Raw genomic sequence first — 21,909 nt, forward strand, 5'->3', positions numbered from 1 at the left:
GGACGGTAAGCGTTTAAGCGAGAAATATAAGATATTAAGTATAGGTGTATAACTTATACTTTCTTATATTTTAACAAAAAGCGTTACACACTCTTTGGCAGCTGGCTGACAATAGTTATGATAACCTTAGTCCCTATAGCTTTGCGTCCCTACATTTCCATAGGTTTGCCTATGAAGTTTCGAATACATTCAAAGAGTAACATAAGCCTAGATCTGATCGCATGATTAATTGGTATGAAATGAGTATAGGTAATTGCAATTAGTTTTTCTCATGTGATAGATATTATTTATCGACTATCCCGGAAGAGAATGGGATCCTTTAGGACTGGAGGTCTAATTAACTCCCCGATCCGAACAAACGCCGGAACCAATTCCACACATCGCCCGTGATGGGAATTAATCCGAAACCATGTTCGCCAACTGCGATTACACCATATGCCCATTGTCCGATAGCTATGGCACCCCCAGCGATCCTGCCTATCGCTATCGCACCAAACGCCGTATCCCCTATGGCGATGGCCCCCAACGCTTTTTCCGCGATTGCGATCGCTCCTACAGCCACTCCTGCAATCGCAATCGCTCCCACTGCGAAGCCAAGCCAGCTAAGTGCTATTGCTCCAATCGCTAACCACATTCCCAGTGATATTGCTCCTAAGGAAAGTACGCCCACGCTTATCGCACCTATGGAAATCAATCCGACAGCTACATCTCCAATAGCGATTAAACCAACGGCTGTCTTTACACGGGGTTTACTTCCATGACCATACTTTTGACCTGAGTATCGCCCTAAATTACTACGAATACTGATGACCGGAAATGAGGGAGAAGGCCATTGATAATCAATTTCTCGTCCATCAAAGCCCCTAGAATCCGCCCAGCGCGTTACAAATTGATGCCATTTCATATCCATCCCGTCCCCCTTTTCAAATTACCTAAATTATACAACCCCGGGGGTTGGCTGTACTCAGACTCTGACCTGAAATTCGTCTCATCCTCTGGACCGATATATACTCATTAGGATTACTGTTTGGGAATAGGATCAGGCTTTCCAAATAAATATCCCTGAAACAACTGATAACCACTCTGCTTAAGCCATTCAAAGTCCTCTCTAAACTCCACACCTTCTGCTAAAGGAACAGATTGGATTTCTAAAGCCTTTTCTAAAAATTGTTTAGCTATTTTCTGTTTGTTCGGATCACTGGACACGCCTTGAACATATTTCATATCTAACTTCATGTAATGAGGTTTAAGCTCCAATAACATCTCGATTGTGCTGAAGCCTTCCCCAACATCATCTAAAGCGTATTCAAATCCCCGATCCTTGTAATATGTTAAAATAGCTTTCAAATGAGCGAGATCATCCACTTTCTCCGTTTCAACAACTTCAAAGACAAAAAGAGAGGGATCGACACCTAATTGATTAGCCAATTCAACCGTTGATCTTAAGCAGAACTCTGGAGCGTAAATTGATGTAGGGATAAAATTAATAAACGTTTTTTTATTTAAGGGCGCAGCATATTTTACGGCAGTCATTCTACATAACCGGTCTAAAGCATATAAACGCCCACGATTCCGTGCTGCCGCAAAGATCTCATTAGGATAGATAAGGGATCCATCTTCTTTTTTAAATCTCGATAAAAGCTCGTATGCAAAAATCTCTTCCCTTACGTTCACAATCGGTTGGAAGTAACAAGTAACAAGACCCTTAGTGATAACCTCATCAATCCACTTCATATCCATTACAGTAGACATCTCGGATAGAGGTCTCCATGCTTGGTCATCTATACGAAATTCAATTTTCCCGGACTCCATATGATCGTTACAGAAATCTAGAAGATCTCGCGCTTCAGCTTCCTTAATCGTAATCACATTTTCTTCTAACTTATGTATCGTATTACTTCTACTCAAGTGATGAATAACCTCAGGTAAAACCCTAAGATTAAGCTCACCATGAGGCTTGATTTGAAAATTCAGCTCTCTTACTACACAATGATTACAAGCCATATTCATAACCCCTTTAATAATCGATTCTCTGAAAAAGATCCCGGAACGGCTCTTCTCAATCGAAATCCGTATACTCCAGTAAATATGTCGCGTCTAACACGGTGATCTGCTGATGTTGAATCTCAATAATCTTTTGCTCTTGCAGATCTTTAAGCACAAGGGTAGCCGTCTCCCTTAACGTTCCGATCATATCCGCGAACTGCTGATGGGTCAATCGAAGATCAATCCTCTGTTTGCCTTGCTCCTCTACTCCAAATCTTTGGTATAGTCTTCTCAGCGTAAATATCGCACGCGCTCTCGCATCATGAAATTTCATTTCATGTAATAACCGATTCGATAAAAATAAACGGTCCATTTGCAGCAGCATCAATTGCTCCTTAATCAACGGGTAATCGGCAAGCATCTGCTTAAAAAGCTCATGTTTAATCTCAAATAATACAGTATCATTCATAGCCACCGCAGACAGCACTCTTATATTGGAGGGATGGATCACTTCCAGATCGCCAAAGAAATCGCCTTTTCCAAAAAGATCTACGGTATGCTCTTTCCCTTTCGTGGTAGCGTACACCCTTATAATCCCCGAATAGATAATGTAGGCATAATCCCCCGGATCTGTTTCTGCAAACACCAGGGTCCCCTTAGAATATGCCTTATAAGTGAATAATCCTGAGACCGCCTCGATCTTCTCCGAGGGTAAACCTTGAAAAAAGCGAGTGCCAGTCCAAAAAGAAGCTTCCATCTCATTATTCCTTTCTAACACATTCCATAGTTTTGTATGCCAACATACTGATAATAAATCATCATCCTGTTATATTCTATCGTAACGTTGTCACATAGGCTTGATGCCAATACAAATTACAAAGGAGATCCATTCATGAAATATAATTTTGACGGAAAAGGACTTATTGAAACGCCAGATGTCGTGTTTGAGAGCAATCCGCTACTAGAACTGAGCATGTACAACAATCATATTAAAGAGATTCCCGATCAGCTCTTCCTTCATGACGAATTAGAGGTACTTAATTATGCGGGCAATGAAATCGAACAGTTATCCGAGAACATCGGTCGCTTAGTTCACCTAAGAATGCTGGATTTAGGCCATAATCGGCTGAAGGTGTTGCCGGAGAGCATTGGCGGATTGCAGGGGTTGGATTCTTTTCTATACCTAATCAACTGGCCGTCTTGCCAGAGCATTTGGGTGCTATAGAAGAACTTCGGATACTTGATTTAAGTGATAATCGAATCACTAAGCTGCCTTCATCTATCGGTAATTTAAGCAAGTTAAGAAGACTGAACCTTAGAAAAAATAAACTTAATCAGCTTCCTGAGGAAATAGGTCAATTAAGCAGCCTTGTTGAGCTTGATTTAAGAGATAATCATCTGCAAGAAATCCCGGATTCGATTCTACAACTTGGACGATTAGAGAAACTGGATTTAAGATGGAATCACAGCTTAAGAAGAACAGAATTATTAGAGCAATTAGAGCAAAGAGGATGTATCGTTTATAAATAACAAAAAAAGCCTCCAATTAAAGAAGCTTTTCACTCAAATCCATAATATGCGTAACGCGATTTCTCCCCTGTTCTTTCGAAGCGTAAAGCGCATGGTCAGCTTTTTCCAGAAGAGTGATGTCTGTATCGGTTGCTTCAAAAGTAGCTATGCCGATGCTTACCGTAACCCTGCCAATCTCCCAAGTGGAGCTGGCTATGAATTGTCGCAAATTGTCCGCTATAGCCTTGGCATCCGATGAATCGATATTAGGCAGCAGAAGGATAAACTCCTCACCACCATACCTAGCTACGATATCTTCTTTACGAGATTGGGATTTCAGGATACTCGCCAATTTCTCCAGGACATAATCACCCATTTGATGACCGTAGGTATCATTCACATTTTTAAAGTGATCAATATCTAAAATACATAATGAAAAAGGCGCCTGATCACGGTGATACGCTGCAATCTGCTCTTCCAGCTTTTCTTGCAGGAACCTTCTATTCTTTAATCCAGTAAGCTTGTCTGTAGTAGATAGCTCTACTAAAACGGCATTCATCTCCAGCAATTCAGCTTGCTTTTGCTCGATTTCAAGGTGGATTTGTTTGAGCTTTGCCAGCGCCTGATCTTTTTCCCAATAGGCCTCTTCTATTTGCTTCTTCGCAGATCGTAACTCTAGCTCATAATCAATACGTTTGCCCATCTGTACGAGAATACAATCAATGACCTCTACACCTTCACACTCGAGGCGTCTACCATTTAACAAGTAAGGGACGGCTTGTCCCTTGCTGTCCTTCAAATTGATAAATAGCTCTTCTACATGTCCATTCAGATTGATAAAAGGATAGAAGTATGAATGAAAAATAAGCTTGTTCGCCGTAGACATGATAGATTCAAAATGTTTATTTACCAAATCAACCTGCTGATATCCCATCCCATCCAAAAAGGTTTGATTCACATTGAGGATCATTCCTTCATGGGTAATGGAAACATATCCGCACGGCGCATATTTTAACCGGTCATCCATTGTCTAAATATCCTTTCAACACCATAATCTTCTCCATCTCACCTAAGATACTCATTAATCAAAGTAATGGTCTCCTGTGGATGGCTAATATGCGGATAATGGCCCTTGGCCTCCATTAACCGGAACGTACTATTATTCAAGTGTCTATGTAAATATTCTCCTACTTCTATAGGAACGATACTATCATCCGAGCATTGCAATATGAGTGTAGGCACTGTCGCTTTAGGCAGATCTTCTCTATGATCCGAAAAAAATGTAACTTCCGCAAATTCTCTAGCGATAATAGGGTCGGCCGAAATAAAACTTCGTTCCAGCTGTTTAGTCAACATTGGGTCAGGGTTATTCATCGCAAGTGGAGCCATAAAGCTAGCCCAGCCCGCGAAATTCATCTCCATCATATCCAGAAGCTCAGTAATATCACTTTTTTCAAAGCCCCCGAAATAAGCATCTCCCTCATTTAAATAACGTGGGGAAGGTCCGATCATAATCATTTTATCAAAATAATCCGGCCGCTCGATTGAAGCAAGCAAACCGATCATAGAGCTAATAGAATGGCCTATAAAAATAATATCCTTGAGTTCAAATGTTTCGATGACATCTAGTACATCCTGTACATAACCATGGAGAGTATGATATTTATCCGATGTATATGCGCTTAAATCTGAATGGCCTGAGCCTACATAATCAAATAGAACGATTCGATACTTTTTCTCAAATGATGGCGTAATAAACTGCCACATGCTTTGATCACACCCAAATCCATGCGCAAAAAGGATAGTTTTTTCTCCTGCTCCAATGACTTTTACATGATTCCGCACCATAACATCGTTCATTTCATATAACTCCTCTATAGTTAGCATTCTCTCTATTTTGCAGGGTTCCCCTGGAAATATCAAGCGTATAAAAAACTCCGCTAGATTAATCTCTAGCGGAGTTTTATGTAACATCCCGTTTGGGTCATCATTTGGCATAATGGTAGCGTGCTGGGGCACTCCTTCGTTTAATCCGATAACATTTTGCCCGAAAAAATTGGTTGGCGGACCCAGCAGACCTTAAATGCGCCATTATTCCATATTTGAATTGCTATCGGACTCCACTGCAGCTATTGGCGCGAAAACACCAAATATGGGCCGATTTATATGAAATAGCGTCTCTGGAGTCCGAATCCCTTCTCAAAAGACTGAAAATTTGCGAATAACGTCATCTGGGTCCCTAAGACTCCGTGGATAAATTGTTGAGGCAGAGGTAGACAACCAACATTTAGAATGCAGAAGTCCAACCCGCATCAGCAGCGATGATAGCTCCGTTCACAAAACTGGAATCATCCGAAGCCAGGAATAACGCAACTTGTGCGATTTCTTCAGGTGTACCTACACGAGGGATCACAGCCTGTGTTAATTGTGTACGGCTCACGCCGAATTCATTTATATTTTTCATTGAAGCACTGATGTTTGTGGCAGTAGCTCCCGGTGCGATAGCATTACAACGAATCCCTTTGTTGGCATACATAAAAGCTGTATTTTTCGTCAAGCCTACTACAGCATGTTTAGAGGCAGTATAAGTTGCTCCCGCATGGGCACCACTTACGCCACCTGTAGAAGCGGTATTAACGATAACCCCTTTTCCTTTTTCCAGAAAAATAGGCATTGCTTTACGAGTGGACCGCATTACACTTTTGGTATTGATATCAAAGATAAGATCCCATTTCTCGTCGCTAATGTCGCCAACTGGCTCAAACCCATCCATAATACCGGCGTTATTAACAAGAATATCTAGTGTTCCGTATTCTTTTACTGCGGTATCAATCATGCTATCGATATCTTCAACTAGGGCAACATTTACTTTCAGTGCCTTAGCTACTCCACCATTACTGTTGATCCCTGCAGCTACTTGTTCTGCACCTTCGAGATTAAGATCGGCTACAATCACTTTCGCCCCTTCTTTAGCGTACAACTCTGCGATAGATTTCCCCATACCTGATGCCGCCCCGGTAACCACTGCAACTCTGTCTTGAAGTTTCATGTTGGAAGTCTCCTTTACGTTTATCTATAATGTAAATATCAATATATAAAATCTCTTTAACGCTTAAAATTTATACTACTCAAGTTTAATCCTCTAAAATTTAACTATCAATATACAAATGGGACACCAAATGTTCATAAATATATATAATGCAGGATTCTGTTCAAATAGGATTAGAAAATAGACAGTTAGGTGGTCTTCTGTTGCTTAAAAATAATCGGAGAACTAGCAAATCGCGTAAAGAGCTTAAAAACGCATTGATATTAATCATGGAAAAAAAGAATTTCCGCACCATTACGATAACCGATATCGTTACCCTTGCCGATTTAAACCGCGGAACCTTCTATAAACATTATCAAACCAAAGAAGAACTTCTGAATGAGCTAATTGATGATGTGTTGGAGGATTTAATTAAGGCTTATAAAGAACCCTATCTTCATACCGATAAATTTATAGTTAGTGAGCTGACCACCTCGAGCATCAAGATTTTTGAACATGTGGTCTCTTACTCTAATTTTTATACCATCATTATAAATTCCAATGTTCTGCCAGGGTTCCAAAATAGGATTTGCGACCTCTTAAAGGAGCTCACCAAGCGGGACTTAGTCGCAGTTAATAACACTAATACCAATGTTAATATCGAATTGTTTTCCAGTTATACCGCCTATGCTCTATTTGGATTAATCATAGAATGGGTAAAAGGCGGATTTAAATATACAGCTAACCATATGGCAGAGCAGCTGATTGAGATTCTGTCTTTTAATTCACATAATGTGATCATCAATACTTCAAATCAACCGATTAAACAGAATTCCATCCCTGTTAACGGCGACTGATTTACCTCAAACTATCAAAAGCCACTCCAAAATAATGCTGGAGTGGCTTTTGATATGCAATTTATAAACTAAGGTCTTCTGTTTCCACCACCGCCACCTGGACCTTGATTAGTGTTTGCGGTTGTTACTCCTGATTCATTTAGCCAAGTTACGCTGCTGGTAATTTCGAACGCTACTACTTTTGTTCCTCCTGTGTATTCACCATCCGTATACAGTCCGTTCGCTTCACTACCATTCGAGGTACCTCCCGAGTAGAGGGTGTAAGAACCTCCGTCCTTCAGATCCGGTGAACTAATCACCACCGTTTGATAGCTCTTCGAAGGAGCAAAGGTCAGGATTGTGTTGCCTTCGCTGTCCTCTAGATGAACCAAGGTTCCAGCCTCCTGGGTCTGAGGGAAAGTCATGCTCACTGCATGTTGGCTAGAGGTGTCAGACGGTGCTTGTGCCATGCCCGAACTTCCCGCAGCCACCAAAATTCCTCCACTCTGTTCAAAGCTACCGTCGAAATCAAGTGCACCGTTACCGCTATTGGTAGGTCCATTGACAATAACCGTGCCACCCGACATTGTGATGGAGCCGTTCGAATCCAGCCCGTCACCTGAAGCATCCACCGTTAGTGTTCCTCCACTAATCGTTAGCATATTGCTAGCAGAATCGCTGAATTGATCCTGCTCCTGAGGGCCGCCGCCTACAGTCGCCTCATCGTTACCTCCTGCTACATTCACTCCATCATCAGAAGCAACCACATGAGCCTCGCCACCGGAAATCTCGATGTTTGCTCCTTCAATCCCTTCGTAGCTCTTCGTAATATCAATTTTGCCACCAGATATCGCCACCAAGGCATCCGCATGGATTCCATCGTCGCCAGTTTTGATGTTGAATTCTCCATCAGCTATAGCAATGTTACTGTTGCTGTGCACTGCATCATCAGCAGAATCGATGGTAAAGGTTCCGTTGTTTAAGCTAATATCTCCTCCAGCCTTCAATCCTTTAGTACTTGGTGTTTCCGATTCTGTAGTTGTTGCCGTTGTTGTCGTTGTTGATGCTTCCGTTGTTGGTATCTCCGGTTTTGTTTCTGGCATCGTCTCTGGTTTTGTTTCAGGTATTGAGGTTCCTGTTGTTCCTGGTGCTTGATCCCCTGTTCCCTGACCTCGGCCACCTCTCATGCCCATACCTTGCCCTTGATCACCTGTTTTCACTTCACCCTTCTCGTTGCCCCCACCCGTAACTAAGGTGTATGTTCCGCCATCTATTACAAGTGAAGTCTCAGCTTGAATTCCATCATTACCAGCCGTAATATCAAATGTTCCTGCTGCTATTGCTATGAAGCCTTTGTCCGTCTCAGTATCGTTGGTTGATTTCATACCATCGCCTTCTGCCGTTATGCTGATATTTCCGTCTTGTACAGCGACAAGATCTTTACCTACAATCCCGTCATCGGCAGCCTTAATTTCAATAGTGCCACCCATAATTTTCAGATCGTCCTTGCTCGTAATTCCGTCATTATAGTTAGCGGAAACAGACAGCTTCCCGGTACCATTAATCGTTAAATCCGCTTTACTGAAGATAGCCGCACTTGGTTCATCTGTAGTTTCATCGGCATACACGTAAGTTGCTCCATCAGATACGGAGTTCTCCGTCCCGTCTTCCAAGGTAATGATCACTTTGCCTGCTTCTTTAATATCAATTGCAGCACTATCGCTGTTCGTGATGTTCACACCGTTCAGTACCAAGTGCACACTACCTTCATCCTGATTATTAACTACAATCTGTCCATCACTCAGCTTACCCGACAGCACATAAGTTCCTGCTGCAGTAATTGTCACTGAGCCATCCTTAGACTCAGCCCCGGTGCCGTCAACAAGCGCACTTGTTCCAGCCAAAGCAATTTCCGTCGATTGGTCAGCCGTCCAAGTTGTATTAGAATCCTCTTCATCGAACGTCACCAGATCGGACAATTTGGCGCTTGCCAGCTGTACTCCCGTGGCAGCCCCGTTCTGAGTTATCGTTGTTCCCGAGGCTGCTGCTGTACCCGCCGCTTCAGGCTGTGTTGTTGTGGAATTGGTGCTGCAAGCCGACATAAGTAATGCACACAATAGCAAGATTCCTACTTTACTTCCGGTTATATATTTATCCATTTTTCATCCATCCTTTCGTTATCTTAATAGTCATTAACAGTTGGAGTCATGGTCAGCGAGAGGTCTAAATTACCGTTCCGGGTACGAATCGCATCCAAAAATTCCTTCTGGTTCACAGCCTCACCCAGCGTTACAGCGTAGACCAGCTCATATAAACTGCCAAGCTCAGTTGTTCTAATCTTTTTAAGCTCGTACCCAACATTATATTTATTGAATACTTCAGCGAAGGCTTCCTCATATCCCAGACTCTCCGGGATGGTTACCTTTAATGTTTTTTGCGACGTTGTTCTTACGCCAAAGTTAGTCCGGTTAAGGATAAACATAAGGGCACATAGGATAAGGGTGAACAAAACTGCATATCCAAAGGAACCCACTCCGCAGGCAAGTCCAGAAGCCATGGTGAACAAAACAAATGTGATATCCTTCGGATCGCCCGGCGCACTTCTAAAGCGAATGATGGAGAACGCCCCGGCAAGACTGAAAGCTCTGGCAACATTACTGCCGATAAGCAAAATGATGATTGCCACAATTACGGGCAGCAGTACCATCGTCAGTGTGAAGCTTTGCGAATAGCCGCTGGCATTCGTCTTCATATAGGTGTAGCTAATGATTCCGCCAAGAACAATAGCTATAAAAATAGTTAGCAGTGCGTTGGTAAACGTTAACTCTGTACTAGTTGCTACGGTAAATAATGAATCAAGCATAGAGGGCACTCTCCCGTTCTGTTTTACTGTTCTTCAGCATTTTTTTATATTCGTTGCCGTACTTAGAGAAGCTTGTACGGTACATTTGATGCTCTGAGAGCATTTTGGCCAGCCAGACCGGAATCGTGTTCTCAGCCTTTACTTCCATAAGCCACTGCCCCGGCTCCAGCAAGGGTTCGCCATGAACACCGTGCTCCATCTTCAGATCGTATCGGCGGCTGCGAATATTTGTATCGAATGTAATTCTTAGATCGCGATTGTTTTTACAGAACAACGCTTTTCGGTCATAAGACAGATACACCTTGGGCTGCAAATCATAGCGTGTAAGAAAATATTTGATCTCTTCAATCACCTGTTTATTCATGTAATCCTTGAATTCCGGTTCCATACCGGTGGCGACAAAATCATAAGCCTCGTTTAATTTGAGCGACGTTCTTCTTTTATTAACAAGACCAAATACCTTCTTCTTGATTTCCAGATACACCTTCGTATCTTGATTTGGAACACCGTAAGCTCTTAAACGAAGCTTCTCTTTGTACTTGGGCTTCGCAAGACTGTTACGAATCAGGGTATTGTGCTCCGTGTCATAATATAAGTTGGTTATGGAGTAAAACTCATGTTGCTTGTTGAAATCGTCCAGTTCCATGTATTCAAGCAATTGGTTATAAAATTTATAGTAGGCTTCGTTGTCCAACAAATATTTGTTCTCATAACGGTTGAATACCTCAATCGCCATATGTGATCAATCCTTTCTGTTTATCGTTGTCTCGTGTGCTTATGAATGTATCTTAGATCCCAAACCTTTAATGAATCTTAAATGGTTTTACAAATTATTGATTATCTTTTACATTCCCTTAACACAGGTGTACATCGTAACTGCGGTGTATGTTGGACTTCCGGCCGCTGTTGTCTCTCTTCATTAAGGTTCAATAAAGGTAATACTGATATAATGACCTCAATAACAAATACTGGTTCTATGTAGGGGATGGCAAAACCATGAGAATATTAATAGTAGAAGACGAGCTCCATCTCGCTGAAGCCTTAACTCAAATATTAAAAAAACATAATTATTCGGTGGATGCAGTCCATGACGGCAGGTCGGGTCTGGATTACGCACTGAGTGGAATCTATGATTTGCTGCTGCTCGACATCATGCTGCCTGAGATGGATGGGGTTAGCGTCCTCAAGACGCTGCGAAAAAAGGGGATACCCACTCCCGTTATCCTGCTTACTGCAAAGGGTGAGATTACAGATATGGTCACTGGGCTGGACTATGGGGCTGACGATTATATCGCCAAACCTTTTTCCTCAGAGATCTTATTGGCAAGAATAAGGGCTGTACTAAGACGTAAAGGCGAGGTGATACCGGATGATGCTTTAAAGTTCGGGGATATTGAACTGAATACATCCAATCTGAAGCTTACCGTGGGTGGCAAAGAGATCAAGCTCAATCTAAAGGAATGTGAACTATTGGAGCTTCTTATCTTGAGGAAACAAGCCGTAACCTCCAAAGAACAAATTATTGAGAAGCTGTGGGGCTTCGATTCTGATGCTGAGCACAATAATGTAGAGGTGTATATTTCTTTTTTGAGAAAAAAACTGACCTTCTTAAATTCGACCGTACGTATTAGTACGATCAGAAACGTAGGGTATGTATTAGAGGTGACGACCTAATGTTCACGAAGCTCAGAAATCGGTTTCTTATTGTTAACTTAGTCACTATCTCGGTGATCATGCTGGTGGCCTTCATCTCGATTTATGTAATTACGTACCAAGATGTCCAAAACAATATTCAGATGGATCTTCACAGAATCATGGAAAACTACAAGTCTCCCGGTGGTGATACAGGACGAATGGGCTCAACTAAGGGAAGTTCCCAGTTACCCCATGCTGATAATAAACGTATGGATAACGGGACTCCACCTCCTGAACGGTCAGTCTCATTTATGCTGAAGATAGATACAGCGTCGAACCTCATAGGGAAAGATTCCAAATTTACTATGGACGATGAATTTTATAATACGGCTCTGCAAGAAGCGCTAAGTGCCGGTAAAGATACCGGAAGGTTCACCTTGGATAGCAGCAAATGGATCTTCAACATCCAGCATACGAGTGATGGGGCGATGCTTGTATTTCTGGACATCACTGCAGAGCAAAAAATCCTCACCAATCTAATCTATACCTTCTCTGTAGTTGGTTCGGTGATGCTGATTATCTTGTACTTCGCTAGCCGCTTTTTTGCTAATCGTTCAATTGCGCCGGTAAAGGAGGCTTTTGAGAAACAGAAACAATTTATTGCGGATGCTTCCCATGAGTTGAAGACGCCGTTGACCATTATTAACACCAATGCGGATGTTCTCCTGTCCAACAGTGATGACACCATTCACAATCAGTCCAAGTGGCTGCACTATATCAAATCGGAAACAGAAAGAATGACCAGCCTGACCAATGATCTGCTGTACCTGACCGAGATGGACGATTCCAGATCAAGAATGATTTATTCGAAATTCAATCTGAGCGACGTGGTTGAAAATATCATTTTAACAATGGAAGCTGTAATCTTTGAGAAGCATATCTCCCTTGAATATGACATCGAGCCTGATCTGACAGTGTTAGGCAATAGTGAACAGATCAAACAAGTAATTATGATCCTCTTGGACAATGCTGTAAAATATTCGAACCCTAAAGGCTCAGTCACCTTATCCCTTAAAAAACAACATAATGACATGGTGTTAGCAGTCACTAATACGGGGGAGGGCATTGCACCGGAGCACTTAGCGAGCATCTTTGACCGATTCTACCGTACAAATGCCTCCCGGGCGCGTAAACAAGGAGGATATGGCCTAGGGCTGGCGATTGCCAAATCCATTGTTGAACAGCATAAAGGAAAAATTTATGCCAAAAGTTTCGTCGGCGAGTCCACCACGTTTTACGTACATCTTTCATAACTACAAGTAAAAAAGACTCAGACCCTGTTATCTCTAAGGTTTGAGTCTTTTTATTTACTTTACACTTCGCCCCAATAAATTTCCGTCTTATAATCAAAAAACACTTGCCCACCCTGGTTATTTCGTTCAAAAATATTCCGCAGCTCAGCCATCATATTCTCATAGCTTGGATCTCCGGGGACCGGAGTGTAGGAAGACGATCGAAGCCGCCCGCTTAAGCCCTCCAAATCAAATACCTGCTGATTGCTAAAATGCGCTACTTGCATCTGTCCTTTTTTGAAAAAGGAACTAAGGATCTCAGGGGTAATGTTCTTATGATTAACTTGAGTGTAGTTCGTGCCGAAGGTCTGCAGCAGCTGCTCATATTCCTCCAGAAATGGGGTACCGTAAGTAAGCCGGGAATTCCATATCAGAATAACTTTTCCACCCGGTTTTAGAATCCGCTTGAATTCCAATTGCGTTGCGTCCCTATCAAACCAGTGAAACGCTTGGGCGCATACTATAAAATCCATCGACTGATCTGATAATTCTGTATGTTCAGCAGACCCCGGCGATACAGAGAAATGGTTATCCTTTGCGAACTTCTCTTCCGCAGCTCTACGCATTTCCGGATTGGGTTCAACGGCAGTCACACAACTCCCGCGCTCCAGAAGTAATGCTGAGAATATTCCTGTTCCTGCACCAATATCAGCAATATCACAATTGGGTTGGAGCCCAATAGTATTGTACAAATAATTAATGGCTTCTCCAGGATAGCTCGGCCGATATTTCACATACGAATCTACCCGATTAGAAAATATTTCTTTGCTATTCATCCTTCGTCTCCTCCTAGGCGCTCAGGTTCATATTCACTTAATTTACCTTGGTAAACCAATCTCAGCCGATCACTTTGGCGAAAATCATCCGGAGTAACGAGTGCAGGCAGCTTATTCCATAACTTAATACCCGACCGCTCTAGAATTTCCGCTACAAATTGCGAACAAAAATAAGAGTTGCTGAATTCGACAGGCTCCTTTAGGGCAATGCCAATTACGCCGAGAATATTATAGAGATACTTTTGACGGCTTCGGATAAAGACTTGCAAGACCCGCTCCATTTTCTCCACTTCGCGGGCTGTAACTTGAAGTTCATATAGGACACATGTTGTATTTGGATATTTGCTGAACGTACCTGTCTTAATATCCTCCTTCACAAACCCTCCATTCAGGGGGTTGCTCGGATGCTTCCTGCCAAAGCTATACAGCTCAGAAAGCTCTCGATTAAAGGAGATCGAGGCATGATTATAGGGTGCTTTTGTATAGCCTTGAATGAGCTTCGTAAAAAGCGTCCCGGTATTCGTCAGTAATATAAAGACCGATGGATCTGCTGCCATTTACAATTTTCCCCTTATCAAGTTTGAACGTTTCCTTCATAATAACATATGAACCCATTAATGGAATCTACTCTAGGACAAGTTGGTGATCAGTTATCGACCGCTCTTTATTAACTATAATTCTTATCTTTGCGGCCCTATCGGCCATTCACTTGATGTATGTAGTTATAGGGAAGCTACAGCCAAATAAAGATTATACGGGCATTGGCTTTCGCATCAAGACGTGGTGGGGAATGCTTTTTATCTTTTGCCTAGCTACCCTATTTAATCCCCTCGTCTCTCTGCTGTCTCTCATGGTCCTCTGCTTCTTTGCACTGAAGGAGTATTTCTCCATGATGAAATCACGAAAATCCGACCGCAGGCTATTTCTGTGGGCGTACTTATCCATTCCGTTACAGTTCTACTGGATTTATATCGAGTGGTACGGAATGTTTATTGTCTTCATCCCAGTTTATGTATTCTTGCTCCTACCACTGCCCAGAATGATTAATAAAGGCACGGTTGGTTTTATGCGTAGTGTCAGCTCCACGCAATGGGGGCTAATGCTGATGGTATTCGGGCTTAGTCACTTGGCCTACTTTCAATTTGCTACACCGGAGTATGGAGCCGGGCTTGTACTTTTTCTAGTAGTGCTAACGCAGCTCAATGATGTGGTCCACTATCTGGCATCACTTTATGTAGGGAAGCGTAAAATAGTTCCCACCGCCAATCCGTATTTGACTTGGGAGGGTTTCGCTTTCGCATTTGTCATCACGACAGGAGTTTCCTATCTAATCTATCCCTACCTGACGCCGCTCAACCCAATCTTCGGGTTACTGTCAGGCATGTTGGTCAGCTTGAGCGGCTTCTTTGGCAGTTTAACGGTTTCCGTGTTAAAGCGGGATCTGCTAATCGGCGATGGCGATAAATTCGTGGCTTTGAAGCAAAGCCATTTAAGCCGGATCGATAGCTTGACCTACACTTCACCGGTCTTTTTTCATGTCATTCGTTATTTTTTCGACTTCATGTAGATCATCTGATGGGAAGCTTGAATCAGCCCTTCCATGAATGATTATGCAGTATCTTCATCATCTGTTCTTGATGGCTGGCGAACTGCTTATATCGATGTCCGTTGGCGCCCGAGGGGTGGGGAAATCCCCATAAGCAGCGTTGTTTATCTAGCTCACCTGCGGACACAAGGAGTTGAAGTATACTTTCCACTGTTTTTCCTAAGGGAATAATTAAGGCCCGGCTCAGTATGTTCAGCTCCTCACGCAAGGAAGATAATGCCTGCGCCCTGAGGAATGAATTTGAAAGTAGCTTGGGCTGGGTCCCACTATAATTTTTCTTATCCACGAACACAGGAAAACGCAATAAAGAGCTGGTGTGCAGGATCGTCTGCTGCTGCTGAAATAGTTCTTCACAAGAGGTTAGGTTCAAGTGTTGATGCAGTTTAAGTGTATCTAACATATGAATTAACGTGTTCCGCATGGAACCTGCGAATCTCGCCGCTTCCTTTGCTGTTCTACATACCTCTTCATCTGGCAAACCAGCTTCCAGACCTATGATCGCTTCTTGTATCGCTAAACCCATTTGTGTGAACCCGGGTGTTAACCCCATAATGATCACCTTAGCAGAAGGATTAATGTACTCATTATGGGGCGCATAATAAATTTCCACCTTGCCATTACGCTCCATTAGAAGCTTATCCACCTGCAGATCCTCTTTAGTTAGCACTGTACCCTTCGGGAGTGAGAGGATCGCCGATTTATACTGATGCAGATAGTTAGAGAGGAGCATATCATCTGCCTCACAGGTCTCTATTTGTTATCGAACCACTCACCAGACGGCCTTCGTACCAGACAGCTTGGCGCTGCGCTCTTCGGGCTACTGCTTCTGCCGAACAGCTGGCATGCAACAGCACAAAACTAGCAGTGTCGCCAACCTTTGGCCATACCTGCTCGCCTTTTGGATCAAGGGGTGTTAATCCTCCTGTTATAAATCCGAGGGATTGAGATAATGCCAATTCATCGTTGCAGCCGTACAACTCCGCGTAACGTCCTGCCTTTTCCAATTGATCTCCATTACCAAAAGGGGACCAGTGATCGGTAAGACTATCTGTTGCCAGCTTCACTTTTACCCCTTGGCTATGCAGCATCGGAAGTGGCATCATCATTCTTCCAATAGGCACTGTGGATGCAATAGTCATACCCAGTGATGCCATCCGTTTAGCTACCTCTTCTGCCTCTTGCTGCTGAGCTCCTGCGAACCAGAACGCATGACTGACCGTGACCTTTCCTTGCAAGCCAGCTTCTTCCGTCAGATCAGCTAACCGCGTCAGTGTTTTCTTTCCCGCTTCTTTTCCATCATGTAAATGAATATCAATGCCGGCATTACTCATCACTGCTAGTTCCACCATCGTCTGAAGTGACTTCTCGATATCTCCATCCACCGTATAAGGATCTACTCCGCCTACAAAGGTTGCCCCCTCTGCCAGAGATTGTTTTACCAGTTGCACAGAATCCGAGCGCAGCAGGCCATGCTGCGGAAACGCCACAATTTCAGCTGAAATTGTGCCCGCGAATGTATTTAATGCTTGTACAGTTGCCTCTAATCGCTGCAAACCACTGACAGGCTCAATATTGCAATGGCTACGCACATGTGTGGCACCAAACCCCTGAATAAGCGTCAGGATGCTCTCTGCTTGTTGTCTCGCCATGGGCAGCAGCTTAGGCAATAATACCTTCTCTTCCTCAATCCGTTCGAAAACACTGGACGCAGGCTTTACCGCTCTCCATGGTCCACCGTAATACGTTTTATCTAAATGGATATGTGCTTCTTCGAAAGAAGGCAACATCAACAACTCTTTACAGTCATATTTCGGGAGCTGGCTCTGAAGCTCTATGTCTGCTCCAACAACTTCTGATATCTTATCCCCGTCAATGCGGAGATGACAAATCTTCGTATTCGTACCCGCTACTTGCCCATCCTCAATAACATAACCTTGTTCTAATCTTATATTGGTTAACCAGTAAGAAGCATTCAACATGCTACCCCATCCTTTTCTCAACAATTTATATAGGAACGGACCGCTTTACTCTAAATGTTACCATAGCCCTTGCCATATAAAAAATGATTGAGAAATTTCAATAGCTACAGATCAATCTGCCCCCGATGTTTGACTCTGGATCTAGCTTCTCTACTATGACTAACTTCCTTGTTCAGCAGTTCATCCATCCGAAGACACTTCAGACCCTTTTTATCCATTTCTTTTAAGACTTCTTCTAATCCAGTGATCATATTCAAGGGCGCTTCTTCATCTGCCCACGGTGTATCTCCGCTGTCGTGTAGAACGATGATTGAGCCTGGTTTTATTTTTTTTATTAAGGCATCCTTTAATTGTTCTGCACTCAGTGACGCTTTCCAATCTCCGACCATGACAGACCACAATACGATTCGATAAGATTCTCTTAGCAAAAAGAAATCCCCTAAATTAAGAAGCCCCCAAGGTGGGCGGTAAAAGATAGGCCGCTCTCCTGTAATTCGCTCAACAATGTCTGCTGTGCGATCTACTTGCTTCCGTCTATTGGTCCAGGGGAAGTGGATCCAGTTGGGTGTATGAGTATAATTATGAATGCCGATTTGGTGTCCTTCTCTGTGCATACGCTCGATCAATTCCGGATATTGCTTTGCCTTTTTGCCTAATACGAAGAAGGTCGCCTTTATGCCATGCTCTTTTAATAGATCTAGAAGTTCAGGTGTATAACAAGGATCCGGACCGTCATCGAACGTAAAGGCAATTTCCTTCTCTGCACCTACCTCCGAGTGAACCCCCCATCCCAATATTCGGGTAAGTGCAAAAGGAACGATCATATAAAGAACAATCACATCCACTGCTAAAATTATGAAGGCCCACATTAGGAAGCCGCCTCTGTCTTACGCGGGGCAAACCGCGCTTTCAAGGACTGCTTACTAAGCACAAGCATCATGGGAGATAACTTCTCTGTGCTGTCCTCTACACGATGTTTCCCTTCCGGATGCAGCATGCGCAGTAAGAAACGAAGGTATATCCCGAACCAGTGCCGCTGCCATTTGGACTTGATGGGGCGCTGCTCAAAACCTATTCCATGAATAATCCCCCGGTGAAGCAGCGTAATCCCGGTTAGCGCATTTACTTTGCTTAGTTCCGGATTGCTGTCTAGATCACGACTGATCTCCTTCATAGCCTCGCGAAGCATGCGTGCCGTACGAATTCCGGCCCGATCTGCACCAAGCGTCCGTGTCAGCTGCACGATCTGGCGATTGTCCAAATGAAGCTCACCCACCCAATCTCCAGGAAGTATCCGTTGCCCATCTTGGCAGACCAAAATTTCTCCGTGATATTTCAACACTACCAATTTACATATCCCGTATCTACGCACGGACTGACTACGAAATTTGGTGATGACAGCAAATATGTTCTCCCACATCATCCAAAGGGATTGTGAGAATAATTTTATAAATGGAACTGAGGTTATCATCATTTTTCCTTCTTTCCTGTTTGAGTTTATCTTCTAGCAAAATCCTTCACTAAACGCCGCGTATACCTGCCGATCATCTTTACCAGACTGTTTCCGAGATAAGCACCTATCCATAGAGACACTGCACCTAACAACATGAAGAAAAGTGAGATGTTGAATGTTTTATTTTCAATCCCAAATAGCGTTATAGAGGATACATCTAATAAATACAGGATAGGTGACAACAGGAGAATAATAGGGGTCAAGTAAAAAAGAGTGGCACAAATGAGACTGACCATGCCGATGCCAAGTTGCAACATCAACCCTATAATCGCTCTCCAGTTATGATTATCCTGCAACTCCATCTTCACCTTTTCCCACAAGCTGCCTTCTTCGTGAGATCGGGTTGGTAGCGTGCGAACGGAGATATCCGTATAGACTTTAGTTCGAATTCGCTCATACTGTAAAAAAGTTTCGGTAGAACGCAAAACATAATAGAGGATCGGAATCCCCACTAAGGTGAAGGACATCGCAACTCCAAAGGTAATGCCCACCAAATAAAAACAAAAGTAAAATAGCCCTGTGGCAAAAGTAATTAATAAGAAACAGAAATTTCTCACATGTTTCCGTATCATTTGATTCATGCTTTTCTCTCCCTCTCTGCAATAAAAAATTGTTCATATCTAAGCAACTCTTATGCTAGTGCTTTTGGTGTAAAATCGACCAGTGCCATAATGTCATATGACAAAAAAAACACCCTACTGCCCACTCCCACAAGGGAAAGCAAACAATAAGGTGTTTCTCAATTTTAACTGATTTAGATTTAGTCAGCGTTAATCCGAAATGCCAAAAGCCTTCTCGACTGCCTCCTCACGGTTTCGTACCCCGAGCTTAGCATAGATGGTGGACGCGTAATTTCTCACCGTTCCATCGGACAGATATAGTTTAGCGGCAATAGATTTATAACGCATTCCCTTCGAGAGGCATTCTAGAATCTCCAGCTCACGCGAGGTCAGCCCATATTCATTATTCTTCTCCGTCGGCGACGCCTCTGAAGCTGGATGCATCTCATAGTGATCAATTAATACATTCGTAATATCGGGTGTAATCATCTTTACGCCCCGATGTACGAGACGTATTCCTTCGAACAGCTCCTGCGGCTCGGTAGACTTTAACAAGTAACCATCTGCCCCATTTTGCAGTGCCTCGACTGCCATATCTGCTTCTTGAAAAGTAGTTAGGACCAACACTCGTACCCCTGGCCACTTTTGCTTAATAAGCTTAGTCGCTTCTGCACCGTCCATGTCTGGCATATTTAAGTCCATCAGCACCACGTGAGGTTGTTCCTGCTCGCAGAGGCTTATTGCTTGTTCACCATTCTCAGCTAACCCAATAATCGCAAAATCCGGCTCCTGCTCTAGAATAATTCGCAGACTATCGCGGATATAGGGTTGATCATCCACCAGCAATAAACGAACCGTTTCCTCCTGTATCTCTTCAAGCCTTGGTAAACTGCAGGTCACTAAGGTTCCTTCCCCTGGCTTAGAGTAGAAATACACCTGTCCTTGCAAGTTGGAGGCACGCTCCTTCATCGCATTCACACCAAATCCTGCTTTTAAATCTTCAGTGCCTAATCCATTATCCTGCACATCCAGCCGAATCAACTTCTCTTCATAATGTAAGCTGATGACAATTTCAGTGGCGTGACCATGACGTGCAGCGTTGGTTATCGACTCCTGCAAACATCTGTATAGTGCCATTTGGGCCTGCTTAGATACTGTATACGGCTCTCCGAATGTTCTTAAGCGAATCTTAACCTTGGAGAAGGTCTGGAAGTCATCCACTAATTTCTGTAGGGACTGCATAAGCGTCAATGCATCCTCCGAAGCGCCCACATGGTGCAAATATCGCCGAACATCATCCAAGCCATTGCGGGTTAGCTTTAACAAGGCATCTATTTTGTGCTCTCCTTCAGAGGTGTTCACCTCCGAACGTAAAGTCTCTAGCCCCATAATAATTGAAGTATAAGAATGCCCCACCGTATCATGCAGATCTTTGGATAAACGATCTCGTTCTTCCAGAAGTGTCATACGTTCAACTTGCGAGATATACTGCTCTAAAACAGCATTTTGCTCCTTAATAATTCTACCCTGCTTGTGATTCACCACTAGTAAATGAAAAGCGAACCCAAGCGTATACACTAAACCCATGTTAAAAATCATTGATACAGCATCCATTTGTTGTGACAATCTAGATAACATAATTGGAATCAAAATGACCGTGATCGGAGCTGTCCAACGATAGGACTTCTCTGCACTATTGCTGGCAATCATAAAAGCGATAGGCAGAAAAGTTACGTATGATTCAGGAAACAAAGCAGCCAAATATAAGCAAAGTCCACCCGAAAAGAGGATCTCCGCCATCAGATAATACTTGTAGTGCAGCTGCAAACAAAACCAAGGCACAGAAAAAGAGACCACGCCCCAAACAAACGCGATCCAGAACGGAATCGTAAAATCCTCCGAAAGATAACACATGGTGACCAAAAAAGAAGTAGAAAAACAAATCCGAAACAGGAGGACGAGCCAATCGTACCAGAACCACTGTTTGACCAGATTAAACAAGACATTTCCCCCTATATACTCTGCTGACTTAATCTTTATTATAGTGTAACCCCTTAAGGGCTCACTAGTTACAAAAAGTCATGAGTTGAGATGACATTCTTACTAATGGTGTAATTAGTGTAATTGATCATTCAATGTCCCTCTGAATAAGCAGCTTTTTAAATCAAAACACAGACTGTATGATAGTACATATTATTTATCCATAAAATTGTAGTAGACCAATCAAACCAATAGGTCCGTAAATTTCATAACGTATGACCAGTAT

Annotated in this window: 23 protein-coding genes and 1 riboswitch; of the genes, 6 read left to right on the forward strand and 17 right to left on the reverse strand. The window is 43.0% G+C overall.

Annotated elements, in window-relative coordinates; all coding sequences use genetic code 11:
* Window positions 1-93 precede the first annotated feature (93 nt).
* Window positions 94-180: riboswitch (cyclic di-GMP riboswitch) on the reverse strand.
* Between the two features lie 157 nt (window positions 181-337).
* The 3 genes from NYE72_RS29745 to NYE72_RS29755 form a co-directional block, all read right to left on the reverse strand.
* Entirely contained in the window at window positions 338-904 is a 567-nt protein-coding gene (locus NYE72_RS29745) for a hypothetical protein (protein ID WP_036682474.1), read from the reverse strand.
* Between the two features lie 116 nt (window positions 905-1,020).
* On the reverse strand, window positions 1,021-2,004 hold the full coding sequence (locus NYE72_RS29750; RefSeq protein ID WP_038573834.1) for an EAL domain-containing protein: 984 nt from the start codon (window positions 2,002-2,004) through the stop codon (window positions 1,021-1,023).
* 55 nt (window positions 2,005-2,059) lie between these two features.
* Entirely contained in the window at window positions 2,060-2,743 is a 684-nt protein-coding gene (locus tag NYE72_RS29755) for a Crp/Fnr family transcriptional regulator (RefSeq protein WP_038573836.1), read from the reverse strand.
* A gap of 135 nt (window positions 2,744-2,878) precedes the next feature.
* Here NYE72_RS29755 and NYE72_RS29760 point away from each other — a divergent pair, with 135 nt between their 5' ends.
* The gene (locus tag NYE72_RS29760; protein ID WP_339211020.1) at window positions 2,879-3,211 is read left to right on the forward strand and encodes a hypothetical protein; all 333 of its coding nucleotides are present in this window, start codon (window positions 2,879-2,881) and stop codon (window positions 3,209-3,211) included.
* Window positions 3,187-3,516, forward strand: coding sequence for a leucine-rich repeat domain-containing protein (locus tag NYE72_RS29765; protein ID WP_339211022.1), 330 nt, complete (start codon window positions 3,187-3,189; stop codon window positions 3,514-3,516). The genes NYE72_RS29760 and NYE72_RS29765 overlap by 25 nt, the downstream gene beginning before the upstream one ends.
* A gap of 16 nt (window positions 3,517-3,532) precedes the next feature.
* Here NYE72_RS29765 and NYE72_RS29770 read toward each other — a convergent pair whose 3' ends face one another.
* From NYE72_RS29770 to NYE72_RS29780, 3 genes are all read right to left on the reverse strand, one after another.
* Window positions 3,533-4,522 carry a sensor domain-containing diguanylate cyclase gene (locus NYE72_RS29770; RefSeq protein ID WP_076296990.1) on the reverse strand — a complete coding sequence of 330 codons (990 nt, stop codon included), beginning with the start codon at window positions 4,520-4,522 and terminating at the stop codon, window positions 3,533-3,535.
* Window positions 4,523-4,560: 38 nt separating this feature from the next.
* Window positions 4,561-5,355 carry an alpha/beta hydrolase gene (locus NYE72_RS29775; RefSeq protein ID WP_036682278.1) on the reverse strand — a complete coding sequence of 265 codons (795 nt, stop codon included), beginning with the start codon at window positions 5,353-5,355 and terminating at the stop codon, window positions 4,561-4,563.
* 427 nt (window positions 5,356-5,782) lie between these two features.
* A complete protein-coding gene (locus tag NYE72_RS29780) occupies window positions 5,783-6,544 on the reverse strand; it encodes an SDR family oxidoreductase (RefSeq protein WP_036682280.1) in 762 nt (253 codons plus the stop codon).
* 203 nt (window positions 6,545-6,747) lie between these two features.
* Between NYE72_RS29780 and NYE72_RS29785 the strand changes: the two genes are divergently transcribed.
* Window positions 6,748-7,380, forward strand: coding sequence for a TetR/AcrR family transcriptional regulator (locus NYE72_RS29785; RefSeq protein ID WP_235219469.1), 633 nt, complete (start codon window positions 6,748-6,750; stop codon window positions 7,378-7,380).
* A gap of 68 nt (window positions 7,381-7,448) precedes the next feature.
* Here the strand turns inward: NYE72_RS29785 and NYE72_RS29790 are convergent, their stop codons facing one another.
* From NYE72_RS29790 to NYE72_RS29800, 3 genes are read right to left on the reverse strand one after another with little or no spacing between them, the layout of a single operon-like run.
* A complete protein-coding gene (locus tag NYE72_RS29790; RefSeq protein ID WP_339211024.1) occupies window positions 7,449-9,518 on the reverse strand; it encodes a carbohydrate-binding domain-containing protein in 2,070 nt (689 codons plus the stop codon).
* A gap of 23 nt (window positions 9,519-9,541) precedes the next feature.
* Complete coding sequence (locus NYE72_RS29795; protein WP_036682284.1) at window positions 9,542-10,222, reverse strand: DUF4956 domain-containing protein; 681 nt, start codon at window positions 10,220-10,222, stop codon at window positions 9,542-9,544.
* Entirely contained in the window at window positions 10,215-10,958 is a 744-nt protein-coding gene (locus tag NYE72_RS29800) for a polyphosphate polymerase domain-containing protein (protein WP_076105108.1), read from the reverse strand. Before NYE72_RS29800 ends, NYE72_RS29795 begins: the two co-directional genes overlap by 8 nt.
* Window positions 10,959-11,218: 260 nt before the next feature.
* Here NYE72_RS29800 and NYE72_RS29805 point away from each other — a divergent pair, with 260 nt between their 5' ends.
* A complete protein-coding gene (locus NYE72_RS29805; RefSeq protein WP_076099753.1) occupies window positions 11,219-11,896 on the forward strand; it encodes a response regulator transcription factor in 678 nt (225 codons plus the stop codon).
* A complete protein-coding gene (locus tag NYE72_RS29810; protein WP_036682290.1) occupies window positions 11,896-13,170 on the forward strand; it encodes a HAMP domain-containing sensor histidine kinase in 1,275 nt (424 codons plus the stop codon). The genes NYE72_RS29805 and NYE72_RS29810 overlap by 1 nt, the downstream gene beginning before the upstream one ends.
* Before the next feature lie 59 nt (window positions 13,171-13,229).
* Here the strand turns inward: NYE72_RS29810 and NYE72_RS29815 are convergent, their stop codons facing one another.
* Complete coding sequence (locus NYE72_RS29815; protein ID WP_076099754.1) at window positions 13,230-13,985, reverse strand: class I SAM-dependent methyltransferase; 756 nt, start codon at window positions 13,983-13,985, stop codon at window positions 13,230-13,232.
* Window positions 13,982-14,542, reverse strand: coding sequence for a hypothetical protein (locus NYE72_RS29820; RefSeq protein WP_036682293.1), 561 nt, complete (start codon window positions 14,540-14,542; stop codon window positions 13,982-13,984). The genes NYE72_RS29815 and NYE72_RS29820 overlap by 4 nt, the downstream gene beginning before the upstream one ends.
* A 95-nt stretch (window positions 14,543-14,637) precedes the next feature.
* On the opposite strand from NYE72_RS29820, the gene NYE72_RS29825 reads away from it, so the two are divergent.
* Entirely contained in the window at window positions 14,638-15,552 is a 915-nt protein-coding gene (locus tag NYE72_RS29825) for a phosphatidate cytidylyltransferase (RefSeq protein ID WP_076099755.1), read from the forward strand.
* A gap of 22 nt (window positions 15,553-15,574) precedes the next feature.
* Here the strand turns inward: NYE72_RS29825 and NYE72_RS29830 are convergent, their stop codons facing one another.
* The 6 genes from NYE72_RS29830 to NYE72_RS29855 all read right to left on the reverse strand — a co-directional run bounded on the left by NYE72_RS29830 (window position 15,575) and on the right by NYE72_RS29855 (window position 21,644).
* Entirely contained in the window at window positions 15,575-16,234 is a 660-nt protein-coding gene (locus NYE72_RS29830; RefSeq protein ID WP_256717289.1) for a uracil-DNA glycosylase family protein, read from the reverse strand.
* A gap of 97 nt (window positions 16,235-16,331) precedes the next feature.
* The gene (locus tag NYE72_RS29835) at window positions 16,332-17,570 is read right to left on the reverse strand and encodes an amidohydrolase (RefSeq protein WP_036682298.1); all 1,239 of its coding nucleotides are present in this window, start codon (window positions 17,568-17,570) and stop codon (window positions 16,332-16,334) included.
* A gap of 104 nt (window positions 17,571-17,674) precedes the next feature.
* Complete coding sequence (locus tag NYE72_RS29840) at window positions 17,675-18,439, reverse strand: polysaccharide deacetylase family protein (protein ID WP_076099757.1); 765 nt, start codon at window positions 18,437-18,439, stop codon at window positions 17,675-17,677.
* The gene (locus NYE72_RS29845) at window positions 18,439-19,044 is read right to left on the reverse strand and encodes a hypothetical protein (protein ID WP_038573845.1); all 606 of its coding nucleotides are present in this window, start codon (window positions 19,042-19,044) and stop codon (window positions 18,439-18,441) included. Before NYE72_RS29845 ends, NYE72_RS29840 begins: the two co-directional genes overlap by 1 nt.
* A 23-nt stretch (window positions 19,045-19,067) precedes the next feature.
* Window positions 19,068-19,664 carry a sensor domain-containing protein gene (locus NYE72_RS29850; RefSeq protein ID WP_036682302.1) on the reverse strand — a complete coding sequence of 199 codons (597 nt, stop codon included), beginning with the start codon at window positions 19,662-19,664 and terminating at the stop codon, window positions 19,068-19,070.
* Window positions 19,665-19,853: 189 nt separating this feature from the next.
* Entirely contained in the window at window positions 19,854-21,644 is a 1,791-nt protein-coding gene (locus NYE72_RS29855) for a hybrid sensor histidine kinase/response regulator transcription factor (protein ID WP_076099758.1), read from the reverse strand.
* Between the last annotated feature and the right edge of the window lie 265 nt (window positions 21,645-21,909).

The organism is Paenibacillus sp. FSL L8-0333, from assembly GCF_037965665.1.
Taxonomy (GTDB): Bacteria; Bacillota; Bacilli; order Paenibacillales; family Paenibacillaceae; genus Paenibacillus_AQ; species Paenibacillus_AQ odorifer.